The following is a 12,914-nucleotide window of genomic DNA, read 5'->3' on the forward strand; positions in this document are numbered from 1 at the left end:
ATGGCAGAACTGCCGGACAGAGACAAATTGCTGCGCAACTTTGGGCGCTGCGCAAACTGGGAAGAGAAGTACCTTTATATCATCGAGCTGGGGCAGCGTCTGCCGCCGCTCGGCGAAGAGGCGCATAACCCGGAAAACATTATTCAGGGCTGCCAGAGCCAGGTGTGGATTGTGATGGAGCAGTCGGACGACGGCACTATCGCACTGCACGGCGACAGCGATGCGGCCATTGTAAAAGGGCTGATTGCGGTGGTCTTTATTCTTTACCACCGGATGTCGGCGCAGGATATCGTTGCGTTCGATGTCCGCCCGTGGTTTGAAAAAATGGCCCTGACCCAACACCTCACCCCGTCCCGTTCCCAGGGGCTGGAAGCGATGATTCGCGCCATTCGCGCCAAAGCTGCAATCCTTAGCTAGACTTACAGAACAGCATTCATTCTGTTTCGCGAGGTGGTTCCCGCCTCGCTGGTTTTTCAGCTTTCTGGCGTCCTGCCAGTGAATAAGGAATCTCAGCATGAAGCGCGCGTCTCTAATAACTCTATTACTCGTCAGTTCGCTCGGTACGTTTAATTCGGCCCGCGCGATGGACTATCCGTTGCCGCCCGCAGGCAGTCGCCTGATTGGGCAAAATCAAACCTACACGATACAGGAAGGGGATAATAAGCTTCAGACCATCGCCCGTCGGTTTAATACGGCGGCGCAGGTGATCCTTGAAACGAACAATACCATTGCGCCGGTGAACCCGGCACCGGGTACCGTTATCACGATTCCGTCGCAGATGCTGCTGCCGGATACCCCGCGCGAGGGCATTGTGGTGAATCTCGCTGAGCTCCGGCTCTACTACTTCCGGCCGGGAGAAAATATTGTCCAGGTCTTCCCGCTCGGCATCGGACAGCTGGGGCTGGAAACGCCGGTGAGCACCACCCGCGTAAGTCAAAAAATCCCTAATCCAACCTGGACGCCTACGGCGGGCATCAGAGCCCGTTCGCTGGCACAGGGTATTAAATTGCCTCCGGTCGTCCCGGCCGGGCCAAATAACCCGCTGGGGCGCTACGCGCTGCGTTTGGGTATTGGTAATGGGGAATATCTTATTCACGGCACCAGCGCGCCGGACAGCGTAGGCCTGCGCGTCAGTTCAGGCTGCATGCGTATGAACGCCCCGGATATTAAAGCCCTGTTCGAACAGGTACGGGTTGGCACGCGGGTACAAATTATCAATGAGCCGGTGAAGTTCTCGGTTGAGCCGGACGGGAAGCGTTATATTGAGGTTCACCGTCCGCTGGCGCAGGTGGAGGGCGAGAACCCGCAGATTTCGCCCATTACCCACTCCGCAGAGTTTGCGACCTTTGTGTCTCAAGCCGGAAGCGACAAAGCGCTTATTGATAAAGCGCTGGCACGCCGCGCGGGGATCCCGGTTGTCGTATCCGCGGGTAGCGGCCCGTCGGCCAGCAATAGCGTGCTGTCGGTACAGAACAGTCGGGTGTCGGCTGCGGTAGCTGAAGAGGAAGGGGAGAAGGTAACGCAGTAGTCGTTTGACGCAGGCAAAAAAAATGGCGCACAATGTGCGCCATTTTATTAACAGGTACTATTACTTACGGTATTTAGTAGCCTGGTTGTCCAGACGCTGGTTAGCGCGAGCTGCGTCGTCTTTAGCAGCCTGAACGTCGGAACGCATTGCGTTCACGTCGTTGCTCAGCTGGTCAACTTTAGCGTTCAGAGTCTGAACGTCAGAAGACAGCTGATCGATTTTAGCGTTGCTGGAGCAACCAGCCAGCAGAGTAGAACCCAGGATTACCGCGCCCAGTACCAGTTTAGTACGATTCATTATTAATACCCTCTAGATTGAGTTAATCTCCATGTAGCGTTACAAGTATTACACAAACTTTTTTGGGTTGAGAATATTTTTTTGATGGGAATACGCCTATTTTTGATCGTTCGCTCAAAGAAGCATCGAATCAGCCCTTTTTGAGTAAAAAGCTATGTAAAAAAAGGCATTTTTCATCGGATTCATCTTAGATAATTCGCAATTAAATAGAAAAACCCGATTTGCTTTTTGAATGAATTTGGCTAATGACGGTAATAAAAAAAGCGCCCATTGGGCGCTTTTTATCAAAACTAATTCGTTCCTGAATTATTACAGCACGTGAACGGAGGCCGTATTGGTCGTTCCGCTTGGTACCAGCGCACCAGAAACCATCACAACAACGTCGCCTTTCTGCGCCAGACCGCTTTCCAGAGCCAGTGCTTTACCCTGAATGTAGAAATCGTCAGTAGAGGCGATCTCTTTGACCAGGTGCGCAACCACGCCTTTGCTCAGCACCAGCTGACGTGCGGTGGTTTCGTTGGTGGTCAGGGCCAGGATGGTGGCATCCGGGAAGTATTTACGTACTGCGCGCGCAGATTTACCGCCCTGGGTCGCTACCACAATCAGTGGTGCTTCCAGTTTCTCAGCGGTTTCTACTGCACCGCGGCATACTGCTTCGGTGATGCGCAGCTTGCGGCTGTCGTTGTTGAAGTCCAGACGGCTTGTCATCACGCGGTCAGTACGTTCGCAGATGGTTGCCATGATGCCGACCGCTTCCAGAGGGTATTTCCCTTTCGCGGATTCACCGGACAGCATCACTGCATCAGTACCGTCGAGGATGGCGTTCGCCACGTCACCTGCTTCAGCGCGGGTAGGGCGTGGGTTTTTGATCATGGAGTCCAGCATCTGCGTTGCGGTGATAACCACTTTACGCGCGCGAACACACTTCTCGATCATCATCTTCTGCGCGAAGATTACTTCTTCAACCGGGATTTCAACGCCCAGGTCGCCACGTGCAACCATGATGCCGTCAGATGCTTCAAGGATTTCGTCGAAGTTGTTCAGGCCTTCCTGGTTTTCAATTTTGGAGATGATCTGGATCTTCTCGCCGCCGTGCGCTTTCAGGTGCTCACGAATTTCAACCACGTCGGAACGCTTACGGATGAAGGACGCCGCAACGAAGTCAACGCCTTGTTCGCAGCCGAAGATCAGGTCCTGTTTGTCTTTCTCAGCCAGTGCCGGCAGTGCGATGGAAACGCCCGGCAGGTTAACGCCTTTGTTTTCGCCCAGGTCGCCGTTGTTCAGCACTTTACAGATAACCTTGTTGCCTTCGATAGCGGTCACTTCCATACCGATCAAACCATCGTCGACCAGCACGGTGTTACCCACGGAGAGATCGCTGGTGAAGCCTTCATAGGTTACCGCAACGATTTCGCTGTTACCGACAACGGATTTATCGGTAGTGAAGGTGAAGGTCTGGCCCGCTTTCAGAGAAACGTCGTTACCGCCTTCCAGTTTGATGGTACGGATTTCCGGACCTTTAGTATCCAGCAGAATAGCGGCTTTTTTGCCAGTCTTGCTCATCACGTTGCGCAAGTTCTGGATACGCTGACCGTGCTCAGCATAGTCACCGTGGGAGAAGTTCAGACGCATCACGTTCATGCCGGCGTCCAGCATTTTGCTCAGCATCTCTTCGGATTCGGTTTTCGGGCCGATAGTACAAACAATTTTCGTCTTTTTCATGACAGTCTTAGTCTTTAAGTTGGGAAGGATATGGAAATCTCGCTCCGGGGGCGCACCGCCGCGGAGTCAAACCTGTGTTGCAAAAGAGTATATGACACGCACTAAGGATAGGAGACATCAAATGAGCGTGCAGAAGAAAGTGTGCCTGAGTGTCAGCCCAACGAAGGAGAGGAGAAGTTGTACGTTGTTTTTTGTATTCCAAGCGCTGAAACCATTCACCAGGGATTTGGCGCGCATTATACGCTGATTTTAAGATAAAAGGAAAATGGATACGGCGTTTCAGAATTAATCAATGCCGTTTCACATAATATTGTTATCAAGGCGTTAAGCCATGATGACAACTTTTGGCGGCAGGCGTTTGACCTGCCGCATTTTGCTTATTTTTGCAGCGCCTGACTGAGGTCGGCAATCAGGTCTTTCGGATCTTCAATGCCCACCGACAGTCGAATCAGCTGCGGCACAATGCCGTTTGCCAGGCGTTGTTCCAGCGGAATCGAGGCGTGCGTCATGCTGTAGGGCTGGCTCACCAGGCTCTCTACGCCGCCCAGGCTTTCCGCGAGGGTGAACAACTTCAGGTTGCGAATCACCTCTGTGGCGCGTTGCGCATCGCCTTTTACCACGACGGAAATCATCCCGCCTGGCAGGGCCATCTGCGTGCGGGCAAGCTGATATTGTGGATGCGATTCCAGCCCGGGATAGAACACCTTTTCAACCAGAGGATGCTGCGCCAGCCATTGCGCAATCGCCAGCGCGTTGCTGCTGTGCTTTTCTACCCTCAGCGCAAGCGTGCGAATTCCGCGCAGGGTCAGGAAGCTGCTAAAGGGATCCAGGACGCCACCGACCGCATTTTGCAGGTAGCCAAGCCGGTCCGCCAGCGCCGGGTTATCACCCACCACCGCCAGCCCGGCCACCACGTCCGAATGGCCGTTAAGGTACTTGGTGGCGGAGTGCACCACGATATCGAAACCCGACGCCAGAGGGCGGTGGATCGCCGGCGACGCGAAGGTGTTATCCGCCACGCTGATGACGTTATGGCGCCGCGCGATAGCGGCAATGGCCGCCAGATCCGCCAGCTTCAGCAGCGGGTTGGTCGGCGTTTCCACCCACACCATGCGCGTATCCGGGCGAATGGCGGCCTCAAGCCCCGCTAAGTCGTCAGGCTTAACCCAGCTGACCTGCAGGCCGGTGCTGCGCTTGCGCACGTTTTCAATCAGGCGGTACGTCCCGCCGTAAACGTCGTCAATGGCGACGATATGGCTGTCTTTGTCCAGCAGTTCGAGCACCGTGGAGATGGCGGCGAGACCGGAAGCAAAGGCGTAACCGCGCGTGCCGCCTTCCAGTTCAGCGATAGCGGTTTCCAGCGCGTGGCGGGTAGGGTTGCCGCTGCGGGAATACTCAAAGCCGGTATGCTCGCCGGGTGACGGTTGCGCAAACGTTGAGGTGGCGTAAATCGGCGGCATGACCGCGCCGTGCTGGTCGTTGAACGCGCCGCTGTGGACGCTCAGGGTTGCCAGGTTTTTCATCGTTTATTCCTTTATTGCTGTAGACGATTGCGCCACGCGGTCAGAACGTCGCTGCGCGTAATCAGGCCGAGAAAACGGTCATTGTCGTTAATCACGGCCACCAGACCGCGGTCGAAGATGGCGTGAAGGGCGCTCTCCGGGGCGCGTTTGTCGAGGAATTCCACCTGACGCGTCATGGCTGCCGTCACCGGAAGGGCAAAGCGGTCGCCGTCGCCGCCGATATGCCGCAGCAGATCCCACTCGTCGATAATGCCCACCACCTTGTCGTCCTCAAGGACCGGCAGCTGGGAGATGTCATACAGGCGCATGCGTGCCAGTACGGTGGAAAGCGTGTCGTCCGGAGTGGCGGTGACGGTGGCGCCTTCATCGTGTCGCAGGGCGATGTAGTCGGAGAGATCGCCGGCCTGAGGGCGCGTGATGAGCCCTTGCTGACGCATCCAGTCATCGTTGAACATCTTCGAGAGGTACTTATTGCCGCTGTCACAGGCGAAGGTCACCACGCGTTTCGGCGCGGTTTGTGCCTGGCAGTATTTCAGCGCGGCCGCCAGCAGCGTGCCGCTGGAGGAGCCCGCCAGAATGCCTTCCGTTTTCAGCAGATCGCGCGCAGTGGTGAAGGCTTCGCGGTCGGTGATGCGCCAGGCGCGATTCACCCCTTCGATGTGAGCCAGCGGCGGAATAAAGTCCTCGCCAATGCCCTCAACCAGCCAGGAGCCCGCGTCGTGGTAGCGTCCGGTTTCCACCTGGTCGGCGAGAATCGATCCGGCGGGGTCTGCCAGGACAAACTCCGTGTGTGGAGAGTGCTCGGCGAACCACGCCTGCAGGCCGCCGAGCGTCCCGCCTGAGCCGACGCCCACCACGATGGCGTCGATCCTGCCGTCAAGCTGCTCAAACAGCTCCGGTGCCGTGGTGGTGCGGTGCGCAAGCGGGTTGGCTTCGTTATTGAACTGGTCGATGTAAAACGCGCCGGGCAGCTCGTTAGCCAGACGCCGGGCGTAATCCTGGTAATAGGCGGGGTGGCCCTTGTTGACGTCGGAGCGGGTCAGCACCACCTGGGCACCCAGCGCGCGCAGGTGGAAAATCTTCTCGCGGCTCATTTTGTCCGGCACCACCAGGATCAGCGAGTAGCCTTTCTGGGCGGCGATCAGCGCCAGGCCCAGACCGGTATTCCCCGCCGTTGCTTCAATAATCGTGCCGCCCGGCTGCAGCTGACCGGTGCGCTCCGCTTCGTTAATCATCGACAGCGCAACGCGATCCTTGATAGAGCCGCCCGGGTTCTGGTTTTCCAGCTTCAGGAACAGCGAGCAGGGACCGGTATCAAGCTTATGCAATTGGATAAGCGGGGTACGACCAATCAGTTCAGTGACCGAGTGATAAATCGTCATGATGTTTTCCTTTCTGGATGTCATGACGGGATGATAGGGCGGTGAAATTTTCGCAATAAAGAACCATTCACTGCCGTTTAGAACGGAATGGAATATAAATGCCGTTTTTGGATGGCAGGACAGCAAGACGTAAAGTTGTCCGGAAGTGAGGATGGCTATATCCGCATAAAATGCTGCAAAAATGACCGTTTTTTGAGCGAGTCAGCCAGCGGATATGCGTCTGGCAGATAATCATTGCTGAAATTGGTCTAAATGCTTTCGACCCTGTAAATCCGCTGCTTATTATCTCAGGTTATAACACATGCTTTTTTGTTCATTTAAAAGCTGATAACGCCTGTTTACTATCTTTTGGACATCCATACTGCTAAACCGCCAGGGGCGGATCGGATAACGAATAAGAATGATCGTACTCAGGAATATTTCGAAGGTTTTCGACAACGGAAAGGTCGCGCTGACTGCCGTTGATAACGTCAATTTGACGATAGAGCAGGGACAGATTTACGGCATTATCGGCTACAGCGGCGCCGGGAAAAGCACGCTGATTCGTCTGCTGAACGGTCTGGAAAAACCCAGCGCCGGAAGCGTCACCATTAACGGGCAGGATATCTCTGCGGCAAAAGGTGAAGCGCTGCGTCAGGCGCGTCTGAAAATCAGCATGGTGTTCCAGCACTTCAACCTGCTGTGGTCGCGCACGGTGAGCGAGAACATCGCTTTCTCGATGCAAATCGCCGGTGTGCCAAAAGCCCGGATTAAGGCGCGCGTGGCCGAGCTGGTGGATCTGGTTGGCCTGAAGGGGCGTGAGCATGCGTATCCGTCGCAGCTGAGCGGCGGGCAAAAGCAGCGCGTGGGTATTGCGCGTGCTTTGGCTAACAACCCTGACGTGCTGCTCTGCGATGAAGCCACGTCCGCGCTCGACCCGCAGACCACCGATCAGATCCTCGATCTGCTGCTGGACATTAACCGTCGCTTCAAACTCACCATCGTGCTGATTACGCACGAGATGCACGTGGTGCGCAAAATCTGCGACCGCGTGGCGGTGATGGAGAACGGTAAAGTCATGGAGGAGGGCGACGTGCTGAGCGTCTTTACCCATCCGCAGCAGCCGATTACGCAGCAGTTTGTCCGCCAGGTGAGCCAGTACGCTGAGGAAGAAACCTTCAATACCGAACTGGCAAACGATCTGGAAGGCACGGTCATCAGGCTGACCTTTACCGGGCACAGCACCCATAAGCCGATCGTGGGTGAACTAACCCTGCGCTACGGCCTGCCGTTTAACATCCTGCACGGGAAAATGACCCAAACCGCCCACGGTGTGTTTGGCCAGCTCTGGGTGCACGTGGTGGCATCCGACGAACAACTGAACAATATCCTCGCCGACCTGCAGCACAGCGATATTGAAGGCGAGGTGATTAAACATGGCTGAGAATCTCTTTCCGCATCTCAAGTGGGATCAACTCTGGGCGGCAACGCTGGAGACGCTTTACATGACCGCGCTTTCAGGCGTAGCGACTTTTGTGCTGGGCATCGTGCTGGGTCTGGCGCTGTTTTTAACCGCGCGCGGCGGGCTGTTCCACAACCGCACGGTTTACAGCGTGATTTCGATTGTGGTGAACGTGTTCCGCTCTATTCCGTTCATCATTTTGATTGTATTGCTGATCCCGTTCACGAAAACCATCGTGGGGACCATCCTTGGCGCCAACGCGGCACTCCCGGCGCTGATTGTGGGCGCAGCACCGTTCTACGCACGCCTGGTGGAGATCGCCCTGCGTGAAGTGGACAAAGGCGTTATAGAAGCAACGCGCTCGATGGGCGCACGACTGAGCACGTTAGTGTTTCGGGTTTTGCTGCCGGAATCATCACCTGCACTGGTATCAGGCATAACGGTGACGCTCATTGCGCTGGTGAGCTACAGCGCCATGGCGGGGGTGATTGGTGCCGGCGGTTTGGGAAATCTGGCTTATCTGGAAGGATTCCAGCGCAACCATGGTGACGTCACGCTGGTGGCAACGGTGACCATTCTGATCATCGTTTTCATTATCCAGTTCTGCGGCGATGTCATTACATCACTGTTAGATAAACGCTAATACCCGTCATATTTCGAGCCTCAGGCGCGTTGGCTGCATTCGTTCACCCCAGTCACTTACTGTATGTAAGCTCCTGGGGATTCGCTCACTTGCCGCCTTCCTGTGACTCGAACTATTTAGGGTAACAACAACACACAGGAACCACATCATGAAAAAGACACTGACGCTGATTGCCGCCGCAACCCTGAGCGCCCTGAGCTTCGCCTCCTGGGCCGACACCCTGACCGTGGGCGCGTCCAACACGCCGCACGCCGAAATTCTGGAGCAGGCCAAGCCAATTCTGGCGAAGCAGGGTATCGACCTGGAGATCAAACCGTTCCAGGACTACATTCTGCCCAACACCGCGCTGGCGGGACATGACATTGACGCCAACTATTTCCAGCATATTCCTTACCTGAACAGCGTGCTGAAAGATCACGCGGGCGATAAAGACTATGACTTTGTCAGTGCGGGCGCGATCCACATTGAGCCCATCGGCATCTACTCCAAAAAATACAAATCGCTGAAGGACCTGCCGGAAGGCGGCAAGATCATCATGCGTGATGCGGTTTCCGAAGAAGGCCGTATTCTCTCCATCTTCGAAAAAGAGGGCGTGATCAAGCTGAAGCCGGGCATCGATAAAGTGACCGCGCGCATCAGCGATATCGTCGAGAACCCGAAAAAGCTGAAGTTCACGCCGAACGTGGAAGCGTCTCTGCTGCCGCAGATGTATAACAACGACGAAGGCGACGCGGTGGTGATTAACGCCAACTACGCGATTGACGCCGGTCTGGACCCGGTTCATGACCCGATTGCGGTCGAGAGCGGTGAAAACAACCCGTACGCCAACATCATTACCGTGCATCGCGGCGACGAGAAGAAGAAAGACATTGTCGCGCTGGTGAACGTGCTGCACTCCAAAGAGATTCAGGACTGGATCCGCACTAAATACAAAGGCGCGGTCATTCCCGTAAACAACTAATTATCTGATTTTCAAGATGAAGCCCGGCGAGTTTCTCGCCGGGCTTCTTTTTTGTATCCGGCAGGAGAATCATTTAAGCTCAACGTTTAACAGGCAATGGAGTGATGACGATGGGTAACGTGACCAAAGATGAAGCGCTGTACCAGGAGATGTGCCGGGTGGTCGGGAAGGTGGTGCTTGAGATGCGTGATTTAGGGCAGGAGCCAAAGCATATTGTCATTGCCGGAGTCCTGCGAACCGCGCTGGCGAACCAGCGCGTTAAACGCAGTGAATTGACAACCGAAGCGATGGAAACGGTGGTTAAAGCGCTGGCCGGGTAAGGCGCCAGCGTTTCGCAAGCTGCTCGAGCGAGCAGCAGAGCAGGTAGTAGACCACGCCCGTAAAGATAAAAATGGCCGCCGGGTAGATTTGCACCCGGTTGTTGACCTGGCCCGCTACAGTCGTCAGTTCCGGGACGTTCACGATAAACGCCAGCGACGTATCCTTCAGCAGGCTGATAAATATCCCCACCAGAGACGGCAGAATATTGCGCATCACCTGCGGGAGCAGCACGCGCCACAGGGTTTGCCGCGTGCTGAACCCCTGGGTCAGTGCCGCTTCATATTGCCCGGCGGGCAACGCGTTTAGCCCGGCGAGAACCGAATGCATGACCGATGCCGCCGTGAACCAGGCCAGTGCCAGCGTGACGGTAAGCGCCCCCGGCAGATCGCCGCCGGTCATCAGCGGCAGCAGATACCACATCCAGAAAATCACAAAGATGAGCGGAATACCGCGTATCAACTCTGCCCATAAAAACAGCGCCTTACGCCCAGGTCCGGGATAGCGCCACGCGGCGCACGCCAGCGCAATACCGCCGGGCAAAGCAAGTATGGCGGCACCCGCGGCCATCAGCAGCGAGAGCAACACGCCTCCGGGCTCACCCGCAGCGGCACGTCCCCACAGCAGATAATCCAGGTTATCAGCAATCACGTTAAATCCGGCAATCATGCTGAGCCCTCCCTGCGCGGGGGCCGAGTCGCGTCAGTAGCATACCCATCACAACGCCGGTAAGCAGATACAGTGCGGTTCCCACGGTAAAGGCCTCCAGCGCGTGCGCGTTGTAGCTTTCGATCTGCCGCACCTGACAGGTGAGTTCGGCAAAGCCAATTCCGCTGGCGAGGGAGGAGAGCTTCATCAGGTTGAGATACTGACCGACGACAGGCTGCCAGGCGTTCGCCAGTCCTTGCGGCAGCAGAATGTAGCGAAATAACCGCCAGGCAGAAAACCCCTGCGCCAGCGCCGCTTCCCGCTGTCCGCCGGGGACGGAACGCAGCCCGGACTCAATCTCCTCAATTAAAAATGCTGAGGTGAACACGCCCAGCCCCCAGGCAGAACATAAAAATTCAGGGGTGAACCACCAGACGTCACCGGGCAGAATCGACCAGGCGTGATCGGCATTCACGACGTCCCTAAGCCCGAGCGGCAGGCCGTTCCAGGCGGCGAAGTACCAGAACAGGAGCTGCACCAGCAGCGGCGTGTTGCGAAACAGCGAGACCCAGCCGCTGACGACGGCATGACCAAACCGTCCTGCGGAGAGGCGAAGAAGCAGAAACAACAGCGCTAGCAGGGTGGCAAGCGCCAGTCCCGCAAGCGTGACCCACAGCGTGGTGAGAAAACCGGATAAAATCCACTGCAGGGGCTGCCCGGTCAGCACGCCCTGCCAGTCGAACGCGTGCATTACAGCGGCTCCTGGTGAAGTGGGTCGAGCACTTTTTGCAGGAACCGCCGCGCGCGCGGATGTGACGGCTGGCTGAAAAACTGTGCCGGCGGAGCGGTTTCCAGAATTTGCCCGCCGTCGATAAAGACGATCCGGTCAGCAATCTCCCGGGCAAACTGCATCTCGTGCGTCACCACAATCATGGTGATCCCGCTGTGGGCAAGGGCCTTCATCACGTACAGCACTTCGCCAATCATCTCCGGATCCAGCGCGGAGGTGGGCTCATCGAACAAAATGATTTGCGGCGACGAGGCCAGCGCGCGAGCAATCGCCACGCGCTGCTGCTGGCCGCCGGAGAGCTGCGCGGGAAAGTGGTGGGCTTTTTCGAGCATCCCGACCTTTTCCAGCAGTGCCAGGGCGCGCGCCTGGGCAGGCTGCGGCTTCCAGCCGTGCACGTGCTCCAGTGCCAGGGTAATGTTCTGGCTGGCGGTGAGGTGGGCGTAAAGATTGAACTGCTGGAAAACAAAACCGACGCGGCTGCGTAACTGGCGCAGGGCTGCTGCGGCAAGTCGGGCGGTGGGTTTGTTATCAATCAGAATGTCGCCGTCACTGAGGGTTTCAAGCTGGTTGATAAGACGGATCAACGTCGATTTACCTGAACCGGATGGACCGAGGATTGCCACCACTTCACCCGGAGAGATGCTGAGGTTAATGCCTTTTAATACCTCGTGGTCGCCGTAACGTTTAACGACGTCACGAAACTCGACGCTGGCGTGTTCCAGATGTGAAAAATCCGCGGCGCCGGCCGCGGAGTGTGAAAATAAACCTGAGAGCATATTACTGAGCTTCTATTTTAAAGGCGCGAGGCTGTGGAGCGGGGGTGTTTGGGCCAAACCAGACATCGTAGATTTTTGCCGCCTGACCGTTCTTCTCAAGATTAACCAGCTCGTCGTTGACGGCCTTCAGCAACTCAGCTTCGCCCTTTTTCACCCCAACGCCAATCTCTTCCTTGCTGAGCAGATCGGGGAGGATTTTAAAGTTCGCTTTATCCGGGGCCTGTGCCAGCAGGCCTGCAAGAATAGTGCTGTCCTGGGTGATGGCCTGCACGTTGCCGTTGCGCAGCGCCGTCAGCGCCAGAGGAATATCATCATAAGAAAGCACGCGAGACTGCGGGAAACGCTGGTGCAGCGCCTGTTCACCCGTTGTCCCTTTCACCGCACCAATGCGGGCCCGGCTATAGTCATCAAGCTTGTCCGATGATTTAGCCGGAACCAGGAACTGTTGTCCGGTCACGAAATAGGGGGTGGAGAAATCAATCACCTGCGCGCGTTCCGGGGTGATGGTGATATCCGCCACAATCAGATCCGCTTTACCGGACTGCAGCAGTGGAATTCGGTTCGCCGGATTGGTGGCAACCAGTTCAAGCTTCACGCCGAGCGATTTTGCCAGCGCTTTGGCGAAGTCCACGTCATAACCCACGATCTCGTGCGTTTTGGCATCAATAGAGCCAAACGGCGGGTTGGCGTCAAACGTGGCCACTTTCACCACCCCTGCGGCCTTAATATCCGCCAGCCGATCGGCCTGTGCCTGTGCTGAAAGCAGGCTCCCGGCTGCCAGTAATCCCAGAACCAGTGTCCGTTTGGTAAACCCTTTCATGTTTGCTGCCATAGTCATTCGCCATCCTGTTGTTTTTGTTTTACCCCGCTACGCTCCCATAAGCG

The 12,914-nt window shown here is 56.2% G+C and carries 14 protein-coding genes; 6 read left to right on the top strand and 8 right to left on the bottom strand.

Translation table 11 applies throughout. From position 1 onward, the window contains the following. Entirely contained in the window at positions 1-417 is a 417-nt protein-coding gene (sufE, locus tag HBM95_09690) for a cysteine desulfuration protein SufE (protein ID NIH43201.1), read from the top strand. A 97-nt stretch (positions 418-514) separates the two neighbouring features. Then, the gene (locus tag HBM95_09695) at positions 515-1,528 is read left to right on the top strand and encodes a L,D-transpeptidase family protein (protein NIH43202.1); all 1,014 of its coding nucleotides are present in this window, start codon (positions 515-517) and stop codon (positions 1,526-1,528) included. 60 nt (positions 1,529-1,588) lie between these two features. Here HBM95_09695 and lpp read toward each other — a convergent pair whose 3' ends face one another. From lpp to HBM95_09715, 4 genes are all read right to left on the bottom strand, one after another. After that, on the bottom strand, positions 1,589-1,825 hold the full coding sequence (lpp, locus tag HBM95_09700; GenBank protein NIH43203.1) for a murein lipoprotein Lpp: 237 nt from the start codon (positions 1,823-1,825) through the stop codon (positions 1,589-1,591). Positions 1,826-2,134: 309 nt separating this feature from the next. Beyond that, on the bottom strand, positions 2,135-3,547 hold the full coding sequence (gene pykF, locus HBM95_09705) for a pyruvate kinase PykF (protein ID NIH43204.1): 1,413 nt from the start codon (positions 3,545-3,547) through the stop codon (positions 2,135-2,137). A gap of 377 nt (positions 3,548-3,924) precedes the next feature. Further along, positions 3,925-5,070: a PLP-dependent transferase gene (locus tag HBM95_09710; protein ID NIH43205.1), complete on the bottom strand. Its 1,146-nt coding sequence runs from the start codon at positions 5,068-5,070 to the stop codon at positions 3,925-3,927. Positions 5,071-5,081: 11 nt separating this feature from the next. Further along, the gene (locus HBM95_09715) at positions 5,082-6,452 is read right to left on the bottom strand and encodes a pyridoxal-phosphate dependent enzyme (GenBank protein ID NIH43206.1); all 1,371 of its coding nucleotides are present in this window, start codon (positions 6,450-6,452) and stop codon (positions 5,082-5,084) included. Between the two features lie 400 nt (positions 6,453-6,852). On the opposite strand from HBM95_09715, the gene HBM95_09720 reads away from it, so the two are divergent. From HBM95_09720 to fumD, 4 genes are all read left to right on the top strand, one after another. Continuing rightward, on the top strand, positions 6,853-7,875 hold the full coding sequence (locus HBM95_09720) for an ATP-binding cassette domain-containing protein (protein ID NIH43207.1): 1,023 nt from the start codon (positions 6,853-6,855) through the stop codon (positions 7,873-7,875). After that, a complete protein-coding gene (locus HBM95_09725) occupies positions 7,868-8,536 on the top strand; it encodes an ABC transporter permease (GenBank protein NIH43208.1) in 669 nt (222 codons plus the stop codon). The genes HBM95_09720 and HBM95_09725 overlap by 8 nt, the downstream gene beginning before the upstream one ends. 148 nt (positions 8,537-8,684) lie before the next feature. Continuing rightward, complete coding sequence (locus HBM95_09730; protein NIH43209.1) at positions 8,685-9,497, top strand: methionine ABC transporter substrate-binding protein; 813 nt, start codon at positions 8,685-8,687, stop codon at positions 9,495-9,497. Between the two features lie 110 nt (positions 9,498-9,607). After that, positions 9,608-9,817 (top strand): fumarate hydratase FumD, encoded by a 210-nt coding sequence (fumD, locus tag HBM95_09735; GenBank protein NIH43210.1) that lies wholly within the window; start codon positions 9,608-9,610, stop codon positions 9,815-9,817. Here the strand turns inward: fumD and HBM95_09740 are convergent. Genes HBM95_09740 through HBM95_09755 form a run of 4 tightly spaced genes read right to left on the bottom strand, consistent with a single transcriptional unit; the run spans position 9,798 to position 12,861 of the window. Then, the gene (locus HBM95_09740; protein ID NIH43211.1) at positions 9,798-10,484 is read right to left on the bottom strand and encodes an amino acid ABC transporter permease; all 687 of its coding nucleotides are present in this window, start codon (positions 10,482-10,484) and stop codon (positions 9,798-9,800) included. The genes fumD and HBM95_09740 overlap by 20 nt on opposite strands. Beyond that, positions 10,468-11,214, bottom strand: coding sequence for an amino acid ABC transporter permease (locus HBM95_09745; GenBank protein ID NIH43212.1), 747 nt, complete (start codon positions 11,212-11,214; stop codon positions 10,468-10,470). Before HBM95_09745 ends, HBM95_09740 begins: the two co-directional genes overlap by 17 nt. Then, positions 11,214-12,029, bottom strand: a complete 816-nt coding sequence (locus tag HBM95_09750) for an amino acid ABC transporter ATP-binding protein (protein ID NIH43213.1) — start codon at positions 12,027-12,029, stop codon at positions 11,214-11,216. Before HBM95_09750 ends, HBM95_09745 begins: the two co-directional genes overlap by 1 nt. Before the next feature lies 1 nt (position 12,030). Beyond that, positions 12,031-12,861 carry an ABC transporter substrate-binding protein gene (locus tag HBM95_09755; GenBank protein NIH43214.1) on the bottom strand — a complete coding sequence of 277 codons (831 nt, stop codon included), beginning with the start codon at positions 12,859-12,861 and terminating at the stop codon, positions 12,031-12,033. Positions 12,862-12,914 lie beyond the last annotated feature (53 nt).

It is taken from the genome of Enterobacter asburiae (assembly GCA_011754535.1).
GTDB classification, from domain to species: domain Bacteria; phylum Pseudomonadota; class Gammaproteobacteria; order Enterobacterales; family Enterobacteriaceae; genus Enterobacter; species Enterobacter cloacae_N.